The 20,904-nt window shown below is 67.5% G+C and carries 20 protein-coding genes; 13 read left to right on the forward strand and 7 right to left on the reverse strand.

Annotated features, from left to right (window positions below; all coding sequences use genetic code 11):
- Positions 1-97 precede the first annotated feature (97 nt).
- Entirely contained in the window at positions 98-2,374 is a 2,277-nt protein-coding gene (gene treS / locus ACV095_RS19865) for a maltose alpha-D-glucosyltransferase (RefSeq protein ID WP_478222552.1), read from the forward strand.
- Between the two features lie 33 nt (positions 2,375-2,407).
- On the opposite strand, the gene ACV095_RS19870 is transcribed toward treS, so the two are convergent.
- Entirely contained in the window at positions 2,408-3,625 is a 1,218-nt protein-coding gene (locus ACV095_RS19870) for an ROK family transcriptional regulator (protein ID WP_018770298.1), read from the reverse strand.
- Between the two features lie 208 nt (positions 3,626-3,833).
- Between ACV095_RS19870 and ACV095_RS19875 the strand changes: the two genes are divergently transcribed.
- The 10 genes from ACV095_RS19875 to ACV095_RS19920 all read left to right on the forward strand — a co-directional run bounded on the left by ACV095_RS19875 (position 3,834) and on the right by ACV095_RS19920 (position 14,158).
- Positions 3,834-4,949: a Gfo/Idh/MocA family protein gene (locus tag ACV095_RS19875; protein WP_478222553.1), complete on the forward strand. Its 1,116-nt coding sequence runs from the start codon at positions 3,834-3,836 to the stop codon at positions 4,947-4,949.
- The gene (locus tag ACV095_RS19880; protein WP_478222554.1) at positions 4,946-5,776 is read left to right on the forward strand and encodes a hypothetical protein; all 831 of its coding nucleotides are present in this window, start codon (positions 4,946-4,948) and stop codon (positions 5,774-5,776) included. Before ACV095_RS19875 ends, ACV095_RS19880 begins: the two co-directional genes overlap by 4 nt.
- Before the next feature lie 113 nt (positions 5,777-5,889).
- A complete protein-coding gene (locus ACV095_RS19885; RefSeq protein WP_018770301.1) occupies positions 5,890-7,215 on the forward strand; it encodes an ABC transporter substrate-binding protein in 1,326 nt (441 codons plus the stop codon).
- Between the two features lie 12 nt (positions 7,216-7,227).
- A complete protein-coding gene (locus ACV095_RS19890; protein ID WP_018770302.1) occupies positions 7,228-8,190 on the forward strand; it encodes a carbohydrate ABC transporter permease in 963 nt (320 codons plus the stop codon).
- Positions 8,190-9,080, forward strand: a complete 891-nt coding sequence (locus ACV095_RS19895) for a carbohydrate ABC transporter permease (RefSeq protein ID WP_018770303.1) — start codon at positions 8,190-8,192, stop codon at positions 9,078-9,080. Before ACV095_RS19890 ends, ACV095_RS19895 begins: the two co-directional genes overlap by 1 nt.
- Before the next feature lie 41 nt (positions 9,081-9,121).
- Positions 9,122-9,886 carry a sugar phosphate isomerase/epimerase family protein gene (locus ACV095_RS19900; protein WP_478222555.1) on the forward strand — a complete coding sequence of 255 codons (765 nt, stop codon included), beginning with the start codon at positions 9,122-9,124 and terminating at the stop codon, positions 9,884-9,886.
- Positions 9,883-11,010, forward strand: coding sequence for a Gfo/Idh/MocA family protein (locus tag ACV095_RS19905; protein WP_018770305.1), 1,128 nt, complete (start codon positions 9,883-9,885; stop codon positions 11,008-11,010). The genes ACV095_RS19900 and ACV095_RS19905 overlap by 4 nt, the downstream gene beginning before the upstream one ends.
- Positions 11,011-11,055: 45 nt before the next feature.
- Positions 11,056-12,234 carry a Gfo/Idh/MocA family protein gene (locus tag ACV095_RS19910; RefSeq protein ID WP_056388464.1) on the forward strand — a complete coding sequence of 393 codons (1,179 nt, stop codon included), beginning with the start codon at positions 11,056-11,058 and terminating at the stop codon, positions 12,232-12,234.
- Positions 12,235-12,260: 26 nt separating this feature from the next.
- On the forward strand, positions 12,261-13,262 hold the full coding sequence (locus ACV095_RS19915) for a sugar phosphate isomerase/epimerase family protein (protein ID WP_478222556.1): 1,002 nt from the start codon (positions 12,261-12,263) through the stop codon (positions 13,260-13,262).
- 11 nt (positions 13,263-13,273) lie between these two features.
- Positions 13,274-14,158 (forward strand): TolB family protein, encoded by an 885-nt coding sequence (locus ACV095_RS19920; protein WP_478222557.1) that lies wholly within the window; start codon positions 13,274-13,276, stop codon positions 14,156-14,158.
- A 7-nt stretch (positions 14,159-14,165) separates the two neighbouring features.
- Here the strand turns inward: ACV095_RS19920 and ACV095_RS19925 are convergent, their stop codons facing one another.
- The 3 genes from ACV095_RS19925 to ACV095_RS19935 all read right to left on the reverse strand — a co-directional run bounded on the left by ACV095_RS19925 (position 14,166) and on the right by ACV095_RS19935 (position 16,564).
- Complete coding sequence (locus ACV095_RS19925; protein ID WP_478222558.1) at positions 14,166-15,035, reverse strand: glycosyltransferase family 2 protein; 870 nt, start codon at positions 15,033-15,035, stop codon at positions 14,166-14,168.
- A 192-nt stretch (positions 15,036-15,227) separates the two neighbouring features.
- Complete coding sequence (locus ACV095_RS19930) at positions 15,228-15,587, reverse strand: hypothetical protein (protein ID WP_478222559.1); 360 nt, start codon at positions 15,585-15,587, stop codon at positions 15,228-15,230.
- A gap of 77 nt (positions 15,588-15,664) precedes the next feature.
- Complete coding sequence (locus tag ACV095_RS19935) at positions 15,665-16,564, reverse strand: SDR family oxidoreductase (protein ID WP_056388474.1); 900 nt, start codon at positions 16,562-16,564, stop codon at positions 15,665-15,667.
- 219 nt (positions 16,565-16,783) lie between these two features.
- Between ACV095_RS19935 and ACV095_RS19940 the strand changes: the two genes are divergently transcribed.
- Together ACV095_RS19940 and ACV095_RS19945 are read left to right on the forward strand one after the other, a co-directional pair.
- Entirely contained in the window at positions 16,784-17,305 is a 522-nt protein-coding gene (locus ACV095_RS19940; protein WP_056388476.1) for a DUF6328 family protein, read from the forward strand.
- A 3-nt stretch (positions 17,306-17,308) separates the two neighbouring features.
- Positions 17,309-17,971: a DUF6766 family protein gene (locus ACV095_RS19945; protein WP_134165340.1), complete on the forward strand. Its 663-nt coding sequence runs from the start codon at positions 17,309-17,311 to the stop codon at positions 17,969-17,971.
- Between the two features lie 80 nt (positions 17,972-18,051).
- Here ACV095_RS19945 and ACV095_RS19950 read toward each other — a convergent pair whose 3' ends face one another.
- From ACV095_RS19950 to ACV095_RS19960, 3 genes are all read right to left on the reverse strand, one after another.
- Entirely contained in the window at positions 18,052-19,176 is a 1,125-nt protein-coding gene (locus ACV095_RS19950) for a glycerate kinase family protein (RefSeq protein ID WP_134164777.1), read from the reverse strand.
- A gap of 108 nt (positions 19,177-19,284) precedes the next feature.
- On the reverse strand, positions 19,285-20,094 hold the full coding sequence (locus tag ACV095_RS19955; protein WP_018770315.1) for an SDR family oxidoreductase: 810 nt from the start codon (positions 20,092-20,094) through the stop codon (positions 19,285-19,287).
- Between the two features lie 88 nt (positions 20,095-20,182).
- On the reverse strand, positions 20,183-20,626 hold the full coding sequence (locus ACV095_RS19960) for a hypothetical protein (RefSeq protein WP_134164778.1): 444 nt from the start codon (positions 20,624-20,626) through the stop codon (positions 20,183-20,185).
- Positions 20,627-20,904 lie beyond the last annotated feature (278 nt).

A 20,904-nucleotide genomic window follows, 5' to 3' on the forward strand; every position in this document is an offset into this window, starting at 1 on the left:
CGCCGAATACTCCCTGTTGCCCTGGGTACGTTTCCTTGGGCAAGGGGTCTTGGAGCATCCATGCCAGCACGGAAACGAGCAATGGAAAGAGGAGCTTATGCCTGAGCCGGGCACCAGCGGGAACACTTCGGAAGCGGATGCAGCCGCCCCCATAGGGGAAGTGGAAGCGGGCGCTGCGGAGCCGTCAACGGAACTGGACGTCAATTTCGACGAGCAGTTCTTCGCGGCCAGGCCAAAGGCGCTGCGGCCCATCGCGCGCCGGCGCCAGTTCGTCGGCAGCAGGCCGTCCTTTGAATTCGACGGGCGGAACGCGGCGTACGTGGACTGGCTCCGCAACCAGGCGATGCTCGGGGATGCGAACACGCTGGCCCGGCAGCTGTCCGGCCAGGCCAGCATGTGGCAGAACTCGTACGCCCATCCCAACCCGCGGGCCGCCGTCGAACGCGCCTCCGTGTGGTTCACCGCCTACCCGCTGTCCTTCATCACCCCGTCCGGCCAGTCATTCCTTTCGGCCCTGGGCGATCCGGCCATGTGGAAGGCCTTTAGGGAAATCGGTATCCGCGGAATCCACACCGGGCCCGTGAAGCTCGCCGGCGGCATCAGCGGCTGGTCCCACACGCCCAGCGTGGACGGGCACTTCGACCGCATCAGCATGGCGATCGACCCTGTTTTCGGCACCGAGGATGAGTTCCGGCGGATGTGCGAGGTGGCCGCCGAGCACGACGGCACCGTCATCGACGACATCGTCCCGGGCCACACCGGCAAGGGCGCGGACTTCCGCCTGGCCGAAATGAACTTCCGGGACTACCCCGGCATCTACCACATGATCGATATTCCGGAGGAGGACTGGAACCTGCTCCCGGACGTCCCGGAGGGGGCGGACTCGGTCAACCTATGCCCCGACTCCGAGCAGGCGCTGCAGAAGGCCGGCTACATCATCGGCAGGCTGCAGCGGGTCATCTTCTACGAACCCGGGGTGAAGGAAACCAACTGGAGCGCCACGCGGCCCATCGTGGATACCACCGGCAAGACCCGCCGCTGGGTCTACCTGCACTACTTCAAGGCCGGCCAGCCCTCCATCAACTGGCTGGACCCCACCTTCGCCGGAATGCGCCTGGTGGTGGGCGATGCCCTGCATTCGCTGGTGGACCTGGGCACGGGGGCGCTGCGCCTGGATGCCAACGGCTTCCTGGGCGTGGAGAAGAGCGCCGAAGAACAACCCGGCTGGTCCGAGGGGCACCCACTGTCCGAGGCAGCCAACCAGCTCATCGGCTCCATGATCCGCAAGGTGGGCGGGTTCTCCTTCCAGGAACTGAACCTGACCATCGACGACATCAAGGCAACCTCCGATGCCGGCCCCGACCTGTCCTACGACTTCATCACCCGGCCTGCGTACCACTACTCCCTGGTCACGGCCGATACCGAGTTCCTGCGGCTGACCCTCCGGCTGTCGCTGGAAATCGGCGTGGACCAGGCGTCGCTGGTGCATGCCCTGCAGAACCATGACGAACTCACTTACGAGCTCCTGCACTTCGCCGCCGGGCACCGGGACGAGATGTTCGAGCTCAACGGCGAGGAACTCACCGGGGCGCAGCTGGCCGAACAGGTCCAGCAGACCCTGCGGGAACGGCTCACCGGCGAAAACGGGCCCTACAACGCCGTCTTCACCACCAACGGCATTGCCTGCACCTCGGTGAGCTTCATCATGGCGGCCCTGGGCATCAAGGACCCGTCCACCACCACCCCGGAGCAGGAAGCCCAGATCCGGGACGTCCACCTGCTCCTGGCCATGTACAACGCCCTGCAGCCGGGCGTCTTTGCCCTTTCCGGCTGGGACCTCACGGGCATCCTGGCCCTGGACCGGAGCAGCGTCCGCGAGCTCACCTCGCAGGGCGATACCCGCTGGATCAACCGCGGCGCCCACGACCTCATGGGAACCAGTCCGGACGCCACCACCTCGTCCGCCGGGATGCCCCGGGCCCGCAGCCTGTACGGGCCGCTGCCCGAACAGCTCAAGGACCCCGACTCGTTCGCGCGCCGGCTGCAGCGGATCCTCGCCGTGCGGGAAGAGAACGGGATCGCCACCGGCACCCTCCTCGACGTCCCGGACGTTTCCAACCGCAGCGCACTGGTGCTGGTCAACCGGCTGAAGGACGGCAGCCTGCAGGTCACGGCGCTCAACTTCTCCGGGCAGGACATCGCCGGCAGCATCCAGTCCAACGAGCTGCCGTCCGGCGCCAACGTCAAGGATCTGTTCAGCGGCGAGACGGTGGGGCAGGTGGATGACCTGCACAGCTTCTTCCTCGAACTTCCCGCCTACGGCGGGACGGCACTGATCCTGACCGAAGCGCCCGAGCCGGAGGCGGAGGCGTAGGGCCCACGCCGGGTAGGCCGGGGATTCCCGGCTTTACCCGGCGATGGCGCCTGCCAGCGTGGCTTCGATGACGGCCGGCGAGAGGACGTACTGGGTGACCAGTTTGCTTGCGCCAAGGACCGCCGCCTGGCTCCCGGCGCGGGAGCCGTTGATGCGCAGGTGCGAGGTGGCCAGCGGCGGGGAGCGCCGGTACACCACCTCACGGATGCCGGCCACCAGGTGCTCGCCCGTCTCGCCAACGCTGCCGCCCACCACAATCACGGACGGATTGAGCAGGTTCACCACGGTGGCCAGCACCTCGCCGATGTCCCGGCCGGCCTGGCGCAGCGCCTGGATGGCCTGCAGGTTGCCGTCGGCGGCGAGCCGGAGCACGTCCGAGCCCTTTGCCACGTCCAGTCCCTGGTCCCGGAGAGAGCGCACGACGGCGGGACCGGACGCCAGCGCCTCCAGGCACCCATAGTTTCCACAGGCACACAGGACATCCGCGCCGCGGGCCACCTGGACGTGGCCCAGGTCGCCTGCCGTGCCGTTGGCGCCACGCTGCAGTTCCCCGTTGCTGATGATGCCGGAGCCGATGCCGGTTGCCACCTTCACGAAGAAGAAGTTGTTGTGTTCGGGCCAGTGCGCGGACTGCTCCCCCAGCGCCATGATGTTCACGTCGTTGTCCACCAGCACGTGGACGGGCAGGGACCGCTGGACGTAGCTGACCACGTCGAACCCGTCCCAGCCCGGCATGATGGGCGGCTTGACGGGCTTGCCTGTGTCATGTTCCACGGGCCCGGGCAGCCCGATGCCGATCCCGGCCAGTTCCGCAACGGTCCGTCCGGTGGACGCCAGCAGTTCCTTGCCCTGCGCCACCACCTGGTCCAGCACGGCTTCCGGCCCGTCGGCCACCTGCTGCGCCAGCCGGTGTTCGGCCAGGATGTTTCCGCCGAGATCCGTCACCGCAACGATGACGTGCGTGGCGCCCACGTCCACGGCCAGCACCAGGCGGGCTGACGGGTTGAAGGCAAAGCGCGACGGCGGCCTGCCGCCGCTGGAGAGCGCCTCACCCGCGGGACCCACCAGGCCGGACAGCATCAGCGCATCGATCCGCGAGGCGACGGTTGAGCGGGCCAGACCCGTGCTCAGCGCAAGCTCGGCGCGGGTGCGGGCCCGGCCGTCACGAAGCAGTTGGAAGAGGTCCCCGGCGCGCGACAGGCTGCCGACATCGGACTCTTTTCCGGCCTGCTTACCTGTCACTGAAGTCATGTCTAAGTCATAACACTCTTACTTTCTGCTGTCACCAATCAGAAGAATGACGCGCAACAAACAACTTTTGCTTGACGTGCGTCAAAAGTAGTTCTACGTTGTGACTCAAGGCACATTCGCGGATCCGATGGTGAACATCAGCCGCACTGATTCCGGCACCGTAATCCGCTTACACCCCCAGAGTCCGCTTACAAAGAGGTAACTGACCTTGTCCCAGCAAGCAGCGTCCCAGCACGCAGCGCCGGCAGACCGGCCGCTCCTCGGCGTCGGCATCCTCGGCGCGGGGCCCGTCACGCAGGCCATCCACCTCCCGGCACTGGCCCGCCTCCAGGACATCCTGGAAGTACGGCACATCATGGATGTGGATGCCGCCGTGGCCTCGTCGGTGGCGGCCCGCGTTGGCGCCACGGCCGGCACCAGCATGGCTGCCCTGCTGGACGATCCCGCCGTGGACGTCGTGGCAATCTGCAGCCCCCACCAGTTCCACGCCGACCAGGTCATCGCCGCCTGCAGGGCCGGCAAGAAGGCCGTCCTCTGCGAAAAGCCTTTCGCCATGAACGCCGAGGAAGCCGCCCGCATCTCGGCCGTCAGCTCCGAAACCGGGGTGCCAATCGTCGTCGGGGCCATGCACACCTTCGACCCCGGCTGGCTCGCGGCCGAACAGAACTGGGGCGACCTTCCCGGGCAGGTCCACACCATCCGTTCCTCCATCGTCCTGCCGCCCAATGCCCGGTTCGAGGACTTCGCCACCGAGATCGTCACGCGGCCGGCCGCAGGCCGGCCCGACTACTCGGACCCGGACGTCATCAAGAGCGCACTCCGGGGCGGGATCATGGGCCTGGCCATCCACGACCTGCCGCTGGTCCGCCGGTTCACCCCGGAATTCACGGACCTCGAAGTCCTCCAGGTGTTCCACGTCCGCCCGTTCGGCTATGCCGTTTCGCTGCGCACCCCAACCCGCGTCATCGAACTGCGTGCCGTTATGAACGGCACCTGGAAGCCCGAGTGGACCTTCGAGGCCATCGGGGACGATGCGGCCCTTCACATCGACTTCACACCGTCGTATGTCCAGGCCGGCTCCGCAGTGGCCACCCTCACCCGCGGCAACGGCAGCGATACCCGCACGTTCGGCCCGTACGGCCACAACGGTTATGAGGGCGAATGGCGTGAACTTGCCGGGCTTGCCCGGGGAACCCGCCAGGCACCCGCCGCACAAACCCTGATCGACGACCTCACCTTTGCCCTCGCCATCGCCGACGCCACGGCAGCAAGCGCCGGGGCGGGGCATGCCGGTGCCGCGGAAAAAGCAGGAGTTACGCCATGAGCGGCCAGTACACGGTCTCGGCATCACCTGCCGCGCGGGAAGAGGGCGCGGTTACCCAAACGGTGGCCTCACTGCCTGCAACCTTCGGCCCGGCTCCGGAGAGCCGGCAGGGCACGGCCGACGTCCTGGTGGTCGCAGGCGGACCCGGCTGGACCACCGAAGCCCTTCACGCCGTTGCCGCCGGCGCCCGCGGCGTTGTGGTGGCCAACCCGGCACCCGAGGACACCACGGAACTGGCCGCCGCGGTTGACGCCGCAGGAACCGCCGTCGTCCTGGACCTCCGCTGGGCCTCCAACCCCGCCCTGGTGGCGGAAGGCAGCGCCCCGGACGCCCGCGACGCAGTGCGCAGTGCCCTGGGCGGCGCGTCCCTGCTGGACAGCGTTGCGACGGCGGCCCCCGGCACCGACCCGCAGCGGCTCCTGGGCGAACACCTCGCCGCGCTGCTGGCCGTCAACGGACCGCTCGACGGCGTAAGCCTCCTCCGCAGCGACGCCACGGGATACACGGTGGCCGGCAGGCTGGCCAACGGCGCGCCCTTCACCGCCCAGGGCGTGCTGACCGCTGCCCGCCCGGCCGCCGTCGACATCCGCCTCTACACCGCCGACGGCGGGGTGTCCGTCCAGGTCCCGGATCCGGACGCCGCCTGGCCGGCCGAAGTCCGGGTCACCGGAGCCCATGGCGAACTTTTGCTTCCCACGCTTTACGAATCCGCCCACCGGTCAGCGTGGCGGCGCCTGAAGGACCACCTTGGCGCCGGCACCCGGCCGGACGATCTGGCCGGGTTCGCCCGGCTGACCGACCTCTACGCAACCCTCGCTGCCACGTAACCAGACCCACCGATACGCAACCTGAACAGCAGTCCAGTCCCACCTCCACTCTCGACGATGAGCAGGACCGCACCAACGGCGCACTGCGCCGGCCGGTCCCGAAAGGACACATCATGAACGCAACTTCCGAACAGCGCCGCCCCTTCTCCCGGCGCGGTTTCCTGGGCCTGACGGCTGCCGCCGCCGCAGCACCCCTCCTCGCCGCCTGCGGCGGCGGCTCGGCATCGCAGGGCGGCGGAGGCGGCGCGGGCGGAACGGTCAAGTTCTGGGACATGCCGTGGGCAACGCCCGCCTACAACGACGCCGCCAAGGGCATCGCGGAAGGTTTCTCCGGAGCCAACGGCGCCAAGGCCTCGTACCAGATCATCCAGTGGAACAACTTCTACCAGACCTTCTCCTCCGCGATCGCCTCGAAGACGGGCCCGGCTGTCTCCACCGGCGGGGGCTTCCAAGCCTTCCAGTTCGAGCAGCAGGGCCAGATCGCGTACGCGGACAAGGTGATCGAGAAGCTGAAGGCCAATGGCCAGTTCAACGACTTCCTGCCCGGCGTGCTGGACCCCTTCAAGTCGGACAAGGGCTACGTGGCGGTCCCGTGGCAGCTGGACATGCGCGTCTTCTGGTACCGCAAGTCGCTGTTCGAGAAGGCAAACGTTGCCCTCCCCACGGACTGGCCGTCCCTGCTGGAAGCAGGCAAGGCCCTGAAGAAGGTGGGCGCATTCGGCTTCACCACCGGCGCAGGCGCGGGCAACAACTACGCCAACCACTCCATGATCATGATGATGGTCAACAACGGCGGCGGTGTCTGGAACAAGGACGGCGAGCTGGACCTGATGAACGACCGCAACGTGGAGGCCATGGAGTTCGTCCTGGAACTCGTGTCCAACGGCATCGTCGACCCCGCCGCTGTCAGCTACACCACGGACAACATGTCCGCGCAGTGGAAGGACGGCAAGGCAGGCTACGGCCTGTTCCAGGTCAACGTTCCGCAGCGTGTGGGCGATACCTCGGGCGACCTGCTGGTGGCTGACCCCATCAAGGGTCCGCACGGCGACAAGGCAACGATCGTCTTCCCGAACAACATCATGATGTACACCAACACCCCGTCCCAGGAGGCGTCGGAGGAGTTCCTGGTGTACTACCTGGGCCAGCTCAAGCAGCTGTGGCAGAAGAAGCTGATGTCCGCCCTTCCGGTCTTCAAGTCGATCACGGAGATTCCCGAGTTCGCCAACGATCCCAACAACGTCAAGATCGTCAAGGACTGGCAGCCCATCGCCAAGACCTTCGCCGCCCAGGGCAGCAGGCTCAACGCCAACCTCGCCGCACTCGACGGCGGCCAGGCACTGAACCAGTTCAGCCAGACCATCATCACCGGAAAGGCCGACGCCAAGACTGCCCTGCAGACCTTCCAGTCCGGCCTCGAATCAGTCCTGAAGAAGTAGGACGGACCGCCCATGTCCAGCACCACCACCCAGTCCGGCCTGGCCCGGGCCCGCCGCGGGATTGCCCCCGGCGGGTCCGGGACCGCCCCCGGCAAGCGCAAGAGCAAGCTCTCCGCCCAGGCGACCAGGACCTTCTTTTGGCTCCTGCTTCCCTCTGTGGTCCTCCTTGTCCTGATCCACGGCTACCCGCTGATCTATGCGGCCATCCAGGCCACGCATGACGGGGACCTGCTCCAGACCGGCAACTTCGTGGGCGCGCAGAACTTCGCCACCGTCCTGACGTCGCCGGCCTTCTGGAAGGCAGCACAGTTCACGCTGTGGTTCACCATTGTGGGCGTCTTCGGGTCATGGCTCGTGGGCCTGGGCCTTGCCCTGCTCCTGCGGACCAGGATTCCGGCCGGCGGCACCTTCAAGGTCCTGCTGCTCCTGCCGTGGGTGGTGCCCATCGTGGTCTCCTCCACCGCATGGAACTGGCTGGTGGCCACCCCGGACAGCCTGATCCCGTCGCTGTTCCGGAACCTGGGCATGGGCACCCCGCTCTTCCTGGCCGACCCCTCCCTTGCTTCCATCACGGTGATGGTGTTCAAGGTCTGGGTCAGCTTCCCGTTCATGATGATGATGATCTCGGCCGCGCTGGCCTCCGTGGACACCACCGTTTACGAGGCAGCCAGCATGGACGGCGCCAGCCGCTGGCAGCAGTTCACGCAGATCACCCTGCCGCTGATTGCCCGCTCCACGTACATCAGCTGGATCCTGATGACCATCTTCTGCGTCAACGACTTCCCCACCATCTACCTGCTCACCGGCGGCGGCCCGGTCAACGCCACCACCTCCCTGGTGGTCCTGGCGTACCGGACCGTGTTCCAGGACTTCGCCACCGGCCCAGGCGTGGCCATCGCCTTCCTCATGACCATGACCCTGGTGGTCATCTCGGTTATCCTGTACCGCCAGATCCGAAAGTCGAGCGTCGAATAATGAGCGCAGTACTCCACGCCCATCCCGAATCCGGCCCCACGCTCGGCGTCGATGCCGGCAAACGCCGCAGGGTCCTCTCCGAGGCGGGACAGCGCGGCCGCTGGTGGCGGTTCGCCGCGATCCTCATCATCACGGGGATCGTGCTGGTGCCCATCATGGTCACCATCCTCCTGGCCTTCACGCCCGGGCCGAACAGCACGGCCACCGGCCTGACCTTTGAAAACCTCGGCAACGTCTTCTCCAAGACCCTGGCCGCCACCTGGCTGAAGAACAGCCTGATCACCACCCTTTCCACGGTGGTGGTGTCCGTGGCCGTGGCCGCACCTGCCGGCTACGTCCTCTCCCGGGGCCGCAGCAAGGCGGTTTCCGGATATTCGCTGCTCCTGTTCGTGATGCAGTCGCTGCCCATCATCACCTCCGTGGTGCCGCTGTTCATCCTGTTCGCCGGCATGGGCCTGGTGGACAACCTCCTGGGCCTGACCATCATCTACGTCGGCTCCACCATGACGGTTGCCACCTGGATGATGGCCGCCTACTTCGATTCCATCCCGATCAGCCTGGAGGAGGCGTCCTGGATCGACGGGTGCTCCGTTTTCGGCTCCTTCACCAAGGTGGTCCTGCGGAACTCCCTGCCCGGCGTCCTTTCCACCGCGATCTTCGCCTTCCTCCTGGCCTGGAACGACTACCTGGTGGCCATCGTGTTCCTGCGCTCGAATGAAATCTTCACCCTTCCCATGGGCGTGCAGTCCTTCTTCCAGCAGAATGCAACGGACTGGACCTCGGTCATGGCCCTGGCCGTGGTCATGATGCTCCCGCCCGTCATCGTCTTCGCCACCTTGAACAAGTACTTCAGCGTGGGCGGCATCGGCGGCTCGCTCGCCGGCCGCTGACCCCAACCCCAACGACCTCTACAGAACCGCTAAGGAAACCCATGTCCTACTCACTGCAGCTTTACACGCTCCGCAACGCCATTTCCGAGGATCTTCCGGGGACCATCAGGAAGGTGGCGGAGATCGGCTTCACCCAGGTTGAGCCGTACAACTTCGTGGCCACCGCCAAGGAACTCGGCGCCGCCCTGAAGGAGAACGGCCTCACCGCGCCGTCCGGCCACGCGCCCCTGATGAGCCAGGACCAGGACGAAATCTTCGCGGCGGCCAAGGAACTGGGCATCACCACCGTCATTGATCCTTTCCTTCCCGCCGAGCACTGGCAAAAGGCCGAAGACATCCAGGCCACCGCCGAAAAGCTCAACGCGGCCGCCAAAAAGGGTGCTGAATACGGCATCCGCGTGGGCTACCACAACCACGCCTGGGAACTGGAGTCCACCATCGAGGGCCGCACGGCCCTGGAGTACTTCACATCCCTGCTGGACCCGGAACTGGTCCTGGAGGTGGACACCTACTGGGCAGCCGTGGGCGGCCAGGACCCCGTGGAACTCCTGGCCAGGCTGGGCGACCGGGTGAAGTTCATCCACATCAAGGACGGCCCCCTGAACAAGGACAATAAGGCCCAGCAGCCCGCAGGCCAGGGCAAAGTGCCCGTCATGGAGGTCATCGCCGCAGCAAAGTCGCTGGAGGTGGGCGTGGTGGAGTTCGATGACTACGCCGGCGACATTTTCGATGGCATCGCCCAGAGCCTTGCCTTCCTGAACAGCGACACCGACAGCAACACCGCAGCCGAAGGAGCCAACGCGTGAGCACCCCCGCAAGCAAGCCGGCCCGCACCGGGCCGGTGGGCGTTGGCGTCATCGGCGCCGGCGTGATCAGCAAGCAGTACCTGGACAACCTGACCGCGTTCCCGGACCTCAAGGTCCACGTGATCGCCGACCTCTTCGAGGAAGCCGCCGAGGCCCGGGCCAAGGAGTACGGCGTCCCAGAGTGGGGCGGCGTGGACAAGGCCCTGAACCACCCCGACGTCGAGATCATCGTCAACCTCACCATTCCCGCCGCCCACGTGGAGGTGGCCACCGCCGCCGTCAACGCCGGCAAGCACGTCTGGACGGAAAAGCCGTTCTCCCTGGACCGCGAATCCGGGCTGGGCCTGCTCAAGACCGCCGACGCCGCCGGGATCCGCCTTGGCTGCGCCCCGGACACCTTCCTCGGGGCCGGCATCCAGACGGCCCTGCGCCTGATCCAGCGCGGCGACATCGGAACGCCGCTGACGGCGATGACCACGTTCCAGACCCCCGGCCCGGAATCATGGCACCCCAACCCCGCGTTCCTCTTCCAGCACGGCGCCGGCCCGCTGTTCGACATGGGCCCGTACTACCTCACCACCCTGGTCCAGGCCTTCGGCTCCATCCGCAAGGTGGCCGCCGTCGGGTCCAAGGCCAAGGATGTGCGCGTGATCGGTTCCGGGCCCAAAGCCGGCGAGGAGTTCACCGTCGAGGTGCCCACCCACGTCTCCGCGATGGCGCAGTTCGAATCCGGCGCCTCCTCGCACAGCGTCTTCTCCTTCGAGTCCCCCCGGACCCGGATGGGATTCGTGGAAATCACCGGGACCGAAGCCACCATCTCGCTGCCGGATCCCAACTACTTCACGGGCGACATCAAGCTCTGGCGCGCCGGCGACGAGGACTGGACCACCGTTCCGGCCACCGGGCCCGCCAACGGCCGCGGCATGGGCGTGCTGGACATGGCACGCTCGCTGCGGGCAGGAACAGCCCACAGGGCCACCGGCGAACTGGCGTACCACGTCCTGGACACCATGGTCTCGATCTCCGAGTCCATCGATGCGGGCACATTCGTGAACGTCGAAAGCTCGGCCCCGGTATCCCCCGCCCTCCCCGAGGACTGGGCACCGGAAACCGCCACCCTCTAAATCCAGCACGTAGTCCAGCCAGCAGGAAGCACGCAGGAACGCATCATGACCACACCCGCACACCCGTCCGAACCTTCGGCCTCCCAACCGGCTTCCCGCCCGCTGGGTGTAGCCGCGATCGGTTACGCCTTCATGGGCAAGGCCCACTCCAACGCGTGGCGGAACGTGGCCAGCTTCTTCGACGTCCCGGCCTTCGAGCAGAAGGTCCTCGTGGGCCGGGACGCCGGCGCCGTCGCCGAGGCGGCGGCCAAGTACGGCTGGGCAGAATCAGCCACCGACTGGCGCACGGTGATCACCCGCGACGACATCGACATCGTGGACATCTGCGCCCCGGGATGGATGCACGCCGAGATCGCCATCGCCGCCCTGGAAGCAGGCAAGCATGTCCTGGTCGAAAAACCCCTGGCGAACACCCTCGCGGAAGCCGAGCTCATGACCGCCGCCGCGGCCAAGGCCCGGGCCAAGGGCGTGCAGTCGATGATCGGCTTCAACTACCGGCGCGTCCCGGCACTGGCCCTGGCGAAGGAGCTCATCGCCGAAGGCCGCCTGGGCACGGTCCGGCATGTCCGCGCCGCGTACCTGCAGGACTGGCTCGCGGACGCGCAGGCCCCCATGACCTGGCGGCTGCGGAAGGAAACCGCCGGGTCCGGCGCGCTGGGGGACATCGCCAGCCACGCCATCGACCAGGTCCTGTTCCTCCTGGGCGACCAGGTCACCGAGGTCAGCGGCCGGCTGAACACCTTCGTGGGCCGCCGCCCCGGCACGGACGGCATCGAGGACGTCACGGTCGACGACGCCGCCTGGGCCACGCTGTCCCTCACCTCCGGGGCGGTCGCCTCAGTCGAGGTCTCCCGGGTGGCCACCGGGAGGAAGAACTCGCTGCAGATCGAGGTGTACGGGGACAAGGGCAGCCTCCTGTTCGACCTGGAAAACCTCAACGAACTCGGCTTCCTGGATGCCACCGTCCCGGTCCGCGAACAGGGCTTCCGCCGGATCCTGGTCAACGAGCCGGAGCACCCGTACCTGGACGCGTGGTGGCCGCAGGGCCATATCATCGGCTGGGAACACACCTTCACGCACCAGGTCCGCGACTTCCTGCTGGCCATCCGGGACGGAAACCAGCCCTCGCCGTCGTTCGAAGAAGGACTGAACGTCCAGTACGTCCTGGACGCTGTGGAGGAATCCGCCGCCAACAAGAGCACCCTCACCGTCGTCCGCCACTAGCACCCCCGTCTTCCAAGGAGCCCTGCATGCCCCGCCCGTTCACCCTGTTCACCGGCCAGTGGGCCGACCTGCCCTTCGAAGAAGTCGCCCGCCTGGCCTCCGGCTGGGGCTACGACGGCCTCGAAATCGCCGTCTCCGGCGACCACCTGGACGCCTGGCGCTGGGACGAACCCGGCTACGTCGAGTCCAAACTGGAGATCCTGGGCAAGTACAACCTCAAGGTCTGGGCCATCTCCAACCACCTGAAGGGCCAGGCCGTCTGCGATGACCCCATCGACTTCCGCCACCAGGCCATCGTCGGCTCCAAAGTCTGGGGCGACGGCGACCCCGAAGGCGTCCGCCAACGCGCCGCCGAGGAAATGAAACACACCGCCCGGCTGGCCAAAGCCCTCGGCGTGGACACGGTCGTCGGGTTCACCGGCTCCTCCATCTGGCAATACGTGGCCATGTTCCCGCCCGTCCCGGAAAAAGTCATCGACGCCGGCTACCAGGACTTCGCCGACCGCTGGAACCCCATCCTGGACGTCTTCGACGAATGCGGCGTCCGCTTCGCCCACGAAGTCCACCCCTCCGAGATCGCCTACGACTACTGGACCACCGTCCGCACCCTCGAGGCCATCGGCCACCGCGAAGCGTTCGGCCTGAACTGGGACCCCTCGCACATGATGTGGCAGGGCATCGACCCCGTCTCCTTGATCTGGGACTTCAAGGACCGGATCTACCACGTGGACTGCAAGGACACCAAGATCCGCCAGACCGGCCGCAACACCGTCCTGGGCTCCCACCTGCCCTGGGGCGACCCCCGCCGCGGCTGGGACTTCGTCTCCGCCGGACGCGGCGACGTCCCCTGGGAAGCCTCCTTCCGCGCCCTCGCCGCCATCGGCTACAACGGGCCCATCAGCATCGAATGGGAAGACGCCGGCATGGACCGCCTCCACGGCGCCCCCGAAGCACTCGCGGCCCTGAAAAAATACGACTTCCCCGCCTCCCAAACCAGCTTCGACGCCGCCTTCAGCAGCAAGGACTAGGACGAACTGACGTGGTCCGCACCCTTCAACCAGGCCAGCGCTGCGAGGTGTGGACCGCGTCGGTCACCGGCGAATCCTCGCTGGTCTTCCGCACCGGGGACATGCTGCTCGAGGCGCCCAACTGGACCCTCGACGGCCGGGCGCTGATCCTTAACGGAAACGCGGAACTGTGGCGGCTCAACCTGGCGGCCGGTTCGCTGGAGCCCCTCCCGCTGACCGGCGCCCCGGACCTCAACAATGACCACGTCCTGGACCCTGACGGCAGCAGCATCTTCCTCTCGGGCGAGGACGGCCACATCTACCGCGCACCACTGGCAGGCGGGCGGGCCACCAGGATCACGGACGACGACGGATCCTTCCACTTCCTCCACGGCGTCAGTCCGGATGGGCGCAGGCTGGCGTACGTGGACATTGCGGCGGGAGACTTCACGCGGCCCGGCCGGCTGCGCACCATCCCCGCTGGCGGAGGCCCGCCCTGGGACGTGGAGGTGGGCGGGGGACACTGCGACGGGCCCGAGTATTCACCCGATGGCGACTGGCTGTACCTCAACACGGAGTCGTTCACCACGGCACCCGGCCATGCCCAGCTTGCCCGGGTCCGCCCGGACGGCAGCCAGTTCGAGCGGCTTGTCAGCAGTGCCACCGTCGACTGGTTCCCGCACCTGTCCCCCGACGGGCGCCTGGCCAGCTATGTGCGCTTTCCCGCTGGAACCCGGGGCCACCCCGCAGACCTGCCGGTCGACGTCGTCCTTGTCTCCACCGGCGACTGGACCGCGCCGCTGCACACCTGGCCGCTGTTCGGCGGCCAGGGCACGCTCAACGTCAACAGCTGGGCGCCGGATTCGAAGCGGTTCGCGTATGTGGCCTACCCGCTGGACGCCGCGCAGGGCCACTAGGGCCTGGTCACACAGCGTCCTCGTTCAGGACCACGTCGTACGCCTCTACCCGCCGGTCCGTCACGGTCGTGGGCGATTCAAGGTGGACCGCGCCGGACGGCAGGATCCCGGCCCCGCCGTACCGTTCCATCACCTGCCACTGCGCCACCACGTCCTCCCCGGCGTGGTCTGCAGGGAGCGTGCTCCAGAAACGGAACCCGCCGGCGTCGTCCAGCGCCTCCCTGCGGTAGAGCACACAGCCGCCCAGCCAGGCCACGTGGTAGGGCACCCACTCGCCGGGCTGCAGCGACAGTTCCGCGCAGACGTGGCTGAGGTTGGCGGCGCTGTGCAGCGGCCAGCGTTCAAAACCCGGGGCACCCGGACGGATGCGCTCCGGAGCCACCGGTCCGTCCCAGGCTTGGAAGGAGGCCGTCTGTTCCGGCCTGCGGTCGTCCAGGAAGGACAGGCCCTGCGGTGCCATCCCGACGAAACCGCACTGGAGCTGGTCCAGTGCCTTGCTCAGCCGTTCCACGGCACCGGGCTCCAGCCAGACGTCGTCGTCCAGGAAGAGGCACTGATCCGCGGTGGACTGGTCCAGCAGGAACTGGCGGTGTTCGGCCAGTCCGCGCCGCGGAAGGTGCCGCAGCAGCGTGACGGGCCGGCCCTGCGCCTGCAGCACCCGCACCATGGCGGCGGCAGCGGGATGGTCCCAGGCCGGCTGTCCGGCTGACTGGTCGCTGATGACGACGGCGAACGCGGGCTCGGACTGCGCGGCCAGTCCCGCGAGGGTGACGGCGAGTTCGGCAGGCCGGTTGCAGGTGGGCACCAGGACGTCCACCGCCACCTTGTCCGGCCGGTCCTGCGGCCGCGCCCACTGTTCCGCAGATCTCCTGCCCACAGTCCACCTTCCTGGCGTTGACGTTGGTGCCGGCGGCAGCGCAGGCTGCTTGCTGCTGCCTGCCGGCGGGATGGGGTTCCGCGTGTTCCGTACCCCGGGGGACGGGATGTATTCGCCTTGGCGGAACCGCAAAGGCCCCCGTTTCCACTGCCCTGGGGCAGCGGAAACGGGGGCCCTTTGGATCAGGAGGCTTTATCCGGCGTCGAAGCTCTCGTCGTCGTCATTGGGCGACTCTTCCTTCGGAAGGTCGTTTCCGCTGCCGTCGGGAAGGCCCGTCGCTTCCTGGCCCGACTCCGAGGACACCGGCGCCGACCCCTGGGAATCGTCATTGGACTCGTCGATCTCGGCCGCGCTGGACGGAAGATCCATGTCGTGCGGGACGGGAGCCTGGCCCGTGCCCGACTGCGGTTCGTTCGTGTCCGCGCCGGCCGTGGACGCGCCGCCGCCGGACTGCTGGCCACCCTGCGTGCCTGCCGCCTCCTGCTCGGCCGTGGGGGTACCGTAGCCGCCCGGAGCCGTCTCGGGTTCAGCCTGCTGGTTTTCCTGCGTCATGCTTCCTCCTGTTGTTCGTTGCCGATATTGCTGGTCTGGTGATGCCGGCCTGGATGCCCCAGCGGGTGGGACCCCCATTAAAGCCCCTTGCCGCCCGTGACCGGGAGGACTGCACCGGAAATGTAGGACCCGTCCTCGGATGCGAGCAGCACGTACGCCGCGGCAAGCTCGGCCGGCTGCCCCGCGCGCCCCAGCGGCGTGTCCTGCCCGAAGGAGGGGAGCTTGTCCGGCCATTCGGTGGCCGGGATCAGCGGTGTCCAGATGGGGCCCGGGGCCACGGCATTGACGCGGATCCCCTTGGGACCCAGTTCCTGGGCCAGGGCCTTGGTGAACGCCACCTGCGCCGCTTTGGTCATGGCGTAGTCGATGAGCCCGGGTGACGGGTTGAAGGCCTGGATGGAGGCCGTGGTGATGATCGAGGCACCCGCCTTCAGGTGCGGCACGGCCGCCCGCGCGGACCACAGCAGCGAGTAGAGGTTGGTGCGGAAGACCCTGTCGAACTCCTCGGTGGGGAGCGTCTCGAGGCTCTCGCGGTTCTTCTGGTACGCGGCGTTCAGGACCAGGATGTCGAGGCGGCCGAATCCGGAGACCGTCTCCTCCACGATGCGGGTGCTGAACTCCTCCTCACGTCCGTCACCGGGAAGCAGGAGCGCGCGGCGGCCGGTTTTCCGGATCCATTCCGCCGTGTCCTGCGCGTCGTCTTCCTCCTCAGGCAGGTACGAGATCGCGACGTCGGCCCCTTCCCGGGCGAAGGCGATGGCGGCAGCCTTGCCGATGCCTGAGTCCCCGCCCGTGATGAGGGCTGCCTTGCCGTCGAGCTTGCCGTGCCCCTCGTAGCTGCGCTCCCCGTGGTCGGGTTTGGGGTCCATGGGGCCGGTCAGCCCGGGCTGCTTCTGTTCCTGCTCGGGAAACGGGTCCGAGTGGTAGCCGCCGCGCGGATCCTTCGGCTGGTCTGTTTGCTTGTCGGTCTCGCTCATAGTCCGCCTGCCTGTGTCGGTTGACCTGTGTCGGTGCGAAGGGCCCGCCGTGCTCCGGCCCTTCGAAGCTATCCCGGGCGGAGGACCAAGTCCACCGCCCAAGACTAATAATCAGTAAACTTATCAAATGTAGGAGCACGCGCAACGGCCTGCCTTGTTTCTGGGTACGGGAGGAGTAGAAAGAAAGCCTGGGCCGCGGCCGGAGAGGAAGGAGGGCCGATGTCTGAGGTTGAGGACTACACGGGCCGGACGGGACGCAATGAAACCCGCGAGGAGCAGCTTGACCGCAACTGGGCGGAACTCCTGCAGGAGCTCCGCGTACTTCAGACCGGGGTGCAGATCCTGGCCGGCTTCCTGCTGACGCTGCCGTTCCAGCAGCGGTTCGAAAAGCTGGACGGCTGGGAGGTTGGCCTGTATCTCGTCAACGTCGTCATCGCCGCGCTCACCACGGCCTTCATCCTCCTCCCGGTCAGTGTGCACCGCCGGCTTTTCCGCAAGCGGCTCAAGGAAACACTGGTCTCCAGCGCCGACAGCATCACCAAGATCGCACTGGGCGGCATCGCCCTGCTGAGCGCCGGAACAGCCGCCCTGGTGTTCGATGTTGCCGCCGGGCGGTCTGCCGGCGTCACGGCCGGGGGTGCACTGCTGGGCGTCATGGTGGTCATGCTGGTTTTCGTTCCGCTCCGCCTGAACAAGCGGGCTACAGGCAGGATCCTCCCGCCACCATCGGACAAGGAGTAAGACATGCGCAAATGGGCAAGGGAACATGGCCTGCTGCTGGCCAACCTGGGCTGCTTCCTGGCGTTCTTCGTGGGCATGATCCTCTCCGGAGCCGCTTCCTACAGTGAAGACCAGCAGGCCCACGGGGAGCCCGCCGTCTCGGTCCTGGAGTTCCTGGGCACGGGCGCCTTCGTCGAGGCCACCTTCGAGAACTGGGAATCGGAGTTCCTGCAGATGGCCATGTACGTGGTCCTCACCGTGTTCCTGTTCCAGAAAGGCTCATCCGAATCCAAGCCAATGGGCAAGGAGGCGCCGCAGGATGAAGATCCCCGCCAGGCGGCCCTGCGGAAGGCCACGCCCTGGCCGGTGCGGCGGGGCGGAGTGGTGCTCAAGGTGTACGAGCATTCACTGTCGATCCTGCTGTTCTCCCTGTTCCTTGGCTCGTTCTTCCTGCACGCCGCCGGCGGTGTGGACGAGTACAACCAGGACCAGCAAAGCCATGGCCAGCCCGCCATCACGTACCTGCAGTACCTGGGCACCAGCCGCTTCTGGTTTGAGTCCTTCCAAAACTGGCAAAGCGAGTTCCTGGCCGTCGCGGTCCTGGTGGGCGCGTCGGTCTACCTCCGGGAGAAGGGGTCCCCGGAATCGAAGCCCGTTGCCGAACCCCACTACGAGACCGGGACCTGAAGGCCCGGCCCACCTGGCCGATCCAACACCCGGCCCAATCCAGCCGGCAATCCAACCAGCCCCACCCAAGTGGCCGTGGGCTAGGCCCCTTCGAGTACCTGGCTTGTTGCCCAGGCCAGGTACTTGCCGGCGTTCGCCACAGCGTCCTGTGGGCTGGATGCGACGTCCAGCAGCTGCGCCGCGGAAACCACGCCGTGCCCGGCAAGGTCCTCAAGGGTCACCAGGATCCTGCCGGCCACCACGATGACGGGAATTCCACGTTCCCGGGCTGCGTCCGCGAGCGCGATCGGCGCCTTGCCGGTGAGTGACTGGGAATCCATGGATCCCTCACCGGTGATCACCAGGTCTGCCTGGTCCAGCTGCGCGGCCAGGCCGGTCAGTCCGGCCACCAGTGCGAAGCCGCCTTCCAGCGTGGCGTCGGTGAAGGCAAGGAACGACGCCGGGAAGCCGCCGGCGGCGCCGGCGCCTGGGACGTTCACGTCCCGGCCCGTTGCTTCCCGCAGCACTGACGCCCAGTTGCGCAGCCCGGCGTCGAGCATTTCCACGCTGTCCTGGTCCGCGCCCTTTTGGGGGCCGAAAACGTGCGCGGCACCGGATGGCCCGTACAGCGGGTTGCGGACGTCGACGGCGATGCGGAACGTGGTTGCAGACAGCCGCGGGTCCAGCCCGGTGGTGTCCAGGGCGACGATGTCCGCCAGGGAACCGCCGCCCAGGGGCACCACGTTCCCCGCGCCGTCCAGGGGCTTCAGGCCGAGGGCGCGCAGGGCGCCGCTGCCGCCGTCGGTCATGGCCGAGCCGCCCAGGCCCAGGACGATCTCGGTGGCGCCCGCATCCAGTGCGGCAGCAATGAGCTGGCCGCAGCCATAGCTGTGGGCACGCAGGGCGTTGGCGGCCGTTGGTTCCATGTCCGCCAAACCGGAGGCCTGGGCCGTTTCGATCACTGCCGTAACCTTGCCGTCCCCGGCCTTGTGGATGGCCCAGGCAGCGCCCAGCGGGGCAAGGATGGGCCCCACCACGGCGTTCAGCCGCTCTTCGTAGCCTGCGGCCACGGCCGCCTCAAGGGTGCCCTCGCCACCGTCGGCAATGGGGAACTGCGTGACGACGGCGTCCGGGTACACCCGCAAGGCGCCTTCCGCGATGGCAGCGGCAGCCTCGGCCGCCGTCAGGGACCCCTTGAACTTGTCCGGAGCGATAAGAATGCGCATGCGCTCCATCATGCCAGCAAGCCGCCGGAAAGCGCTTGCCAGATCCGAGATATGGACTCTGTGACTGCCCCACGGTCAGGAGAACAGCCAGCGACAGGCACAAGGGGCCTACGCTTCGCGCCAGTCGTTGCTGGTGATGTGCGATCCCGCCTGCGGACCCATCTGGAGCATCCCGCCGTCGACCACCCACGCCGCACCGGTCACGTAGCTGGAGGCAGGCGAGGCGAGGAAGGCGATGACGTCGGCGATCTCCCGGGCATGCCCGGGCCGGCCCAGCGGCACCCCGGGGCGCTTCGTCGTCGTCGGGTCCTGGTCCTCCTGCCCCGTCATTGGCGTGGCAATCTCCCCCGGCGCCACCGTGTTGGCGGTGATGCCGTACTGGCCCAGCTCCAGGGCGAGCGTCTTCATCAGGCCGCCCAGGCCGTGCTTGGACGCATCATAGGCAGACGATCCGACGCGCGGCTGGAACTCGTGCACGCTGGACACCGCCACCAGCCGGCCGCCCTTCCCGGCCTTGACCATGCGCCTTGCTGCCGCCTGCAGGCAGACGAACGCGCCGTTGAGGTTCGTGTCCAGGATCCTCATCCAGTCATCGATCCCCATGTCCAGGAACTTTGTGCTCGCACCCGTCCCGGCATTGTTCACGAAGACATCCAGGCCGCCCAGCTCCCCGGCGAGTTCATCGATCACGCCGGCAGCGGCGTGGAGCTCGGTGGTATCCAGCTGCCGGACCACGGCCTTGCGCCCCAGGCCGCGGATTTCTTCGGCGGTACCCTCGGCGCCTGCCTTATCCGAATGCCAGGTGACACCCACGTCCATGCCGGCGCGGGCGAGCGCCACGGCGGTGGCCTTGCCGATTCCTGAGTCTGAAGCGGTGACGATGGCGGTGGTGGGCGTGAAGTTGCTGGTATCCGGCATGGCGGGGCCTTTCGTCAGGTCTGGCGGGTCTTGTCAGGGCGGCTCTGGTTCGGGCAGGGCGGCTCTGGTTCGGGCAGGCCGGCTCTGTTCAGGCGGGGCGGCGGAGATCGGGCTGGTAGGACTCGTCGGCGGCGGTGGCCGGGCTGCCGCCGGCTTCCCGGGGCTCCGGCCGTGGTTCGGGCACGGCCATCAACGGAACCGCGAAGGTCACCACGGGCCGGGCACCGCCGTCGTCCGCCGACCTGATGGTCAGGCTCCTGGTGCCGGGCGGCACCGACGGGGTAAACACCTGCAGGTTGCGGGAACCGACGGTGGCCGATTCCTGCAGGGTGTATTCCGTGCCGAAGTGGTCCTCCACGATGAGGTGCGGTTCAGCCGCGTCATCCGAGGGAAGGTGGATGTTGACCACCAGGCCGGATGCCCAAACCTCCACTGAGAGGATGGTGAACTCCGTGGCGGAGGTGACGTGCCGCCCATAGGTGGGCGGAAGGAGCATCCGGCGCAGGGCGCCGGATGGAATGAAGTTGCTCATGATGGTTCCTGTAGGTCTTGCGCCGGCGGTCGGGGTGGCGGCGCCGGAGGGTGATCCGGTGGCGGCCGAACGGGGTGGCGCGGGTGCGGCTTAGGCGTCTTCGCGGTCCGCAGCATCCGCATCGCGGATCCGGTTGCCTTTATCTCCTGCCATGGCAGTCTTCCCTCCATCCCCAGCTAACTAGTAAGTCTACTTACCATGGAGCCTCCGGATCCCGCCCCTGTCAAGGGGATGGAAGGCAGCCTGCGGCCGGACTGCGGGGATATGCGTGAAGTCTG

Source organism: Arthrobacter sp. JDC6 (genome assembly GCF_056484025.1).

What these genes read in the sequence shown, in the direction of transcription:
- treS (WP_478222552.1), top strand. Translation starts at nt 98, where the DNA reads ATGCCTGAGCCGGGCACCAGCGGGAACACTTCGGAAGCGGATGCAGCC.
- ACV095_RS19870 (WP_018770298.1), bottom strand. Translation starts at nt 3,625, where the DNA reads ATGACTTCAGTGACAGGTAAGCAGGCCGGAAAAGAGTCCGATGTCGGC.
- ACV095_RS19880 (WP_478222554.1), top strand. Translation starts at nt 4,946, where the DNA reads ATGAGCGGCCAGTACACGGTCTCGGCATCACCTGCCGCGCGGGAAGAG.
- ACV095_RS19885 (WP_018770301.1), top strand. Translation starts at nt 5,890, where the DNA reads ATGAACGCAACTTCCGAACAGCGCCGCCCCTTCTCCCGGCGCGGTTTC.
- ACV095_RS19890 (WP_018770302.1), top strand. Translation starts at nt 7,228, where the DNA reads ATGTCCAGCACCACCACCCAGTCCGGCCTGGCCCGGGCCCGCCGCGGG.
- ACV095_RS19895 (WP_018770303.1), top strand. Translation starts at nt 8,190, where the DNA reads ATGAGCGCAGTACTCCACGCCCATCCCGAATCCGGCCCCACGCTCGGC.
- ACV095_RS19900 (WP_478222555.1), top strand. Translation starts at nt 9,122, where the DNA reads ATGTCCTACTCACTGCAGCTTTACACGCTCCGCAACGCCATTTCCGAG.
- ACV095_RS19910 (WP_056388464.1), top strand. Translation starts at nt 11,056, where the DNA reads ATGACCACACCCGCACACCCGTCCGAACCTTCGGCCTCCCAACCGGCT.
- ACV095_RS19915 (WP_478222556.1), top strand. Translation starts at nt 12,261, where the DNA reads ATGCCCCGCCCGTTCACCCTGTTCACCGGCCAGTGGGCCGACCTGCCC.
- ACV095_RS19930 (WP_478222559.1), bottom strand. Translation starts at nt 15,587, where the DNA reads ATGACGCAGGAAAACCAGCAGGCTGAACCCGAGACGGCTCCGGGCGGC.
- ACV095_RS19935 (WP_056388474.1), bottom strand. Translation starts at nt 16,564, where the DNA reads ATGAGCGAGACCGACAAGCAAACAGACCAGCCGAAGGATCCGCGCGGC.
- ACV095_RS19940 (WP_056388476.1), top strand. Translation starts at nt 16,784, where the DNA reads ATGTCTGAGGTTGAGGACTACACGGGCCGGACGGGACGCAATGAAACC.
- ACV095_RS19945 (WP_134165340.1), top strand. Translation starts at nt 17,309, where the DNA reads ATGCGCAAATGGGCAAGGGAACATGGCCTGCTGCTGGCCAACCTGGGC.
- ACV095_RS19950 (WP_134164777.1), bottom strand. Translation starts at nt 19,176, where the DNA reads ATGCGCATTCTTATCGCTCCGGACAAGTTCAAGGGGTCCCTGACGGCG.
- ACV095_RS19955 (WP_018770315.1), bottom strand. Translation starts at nt 20,094, where the DNA reads ATGCCGGATACCAGCAACTTCACGCCCACCACCGCCATCGTCACCGCT.
- ACV095_RS19960 (WP_134164778.1), bottom strand. Translation starts at nt 20,626, where the DNA reads ATGAGCAACTTCATTCCATCCGGCGCCCTGCGCCGGATGCTCCTTCCG.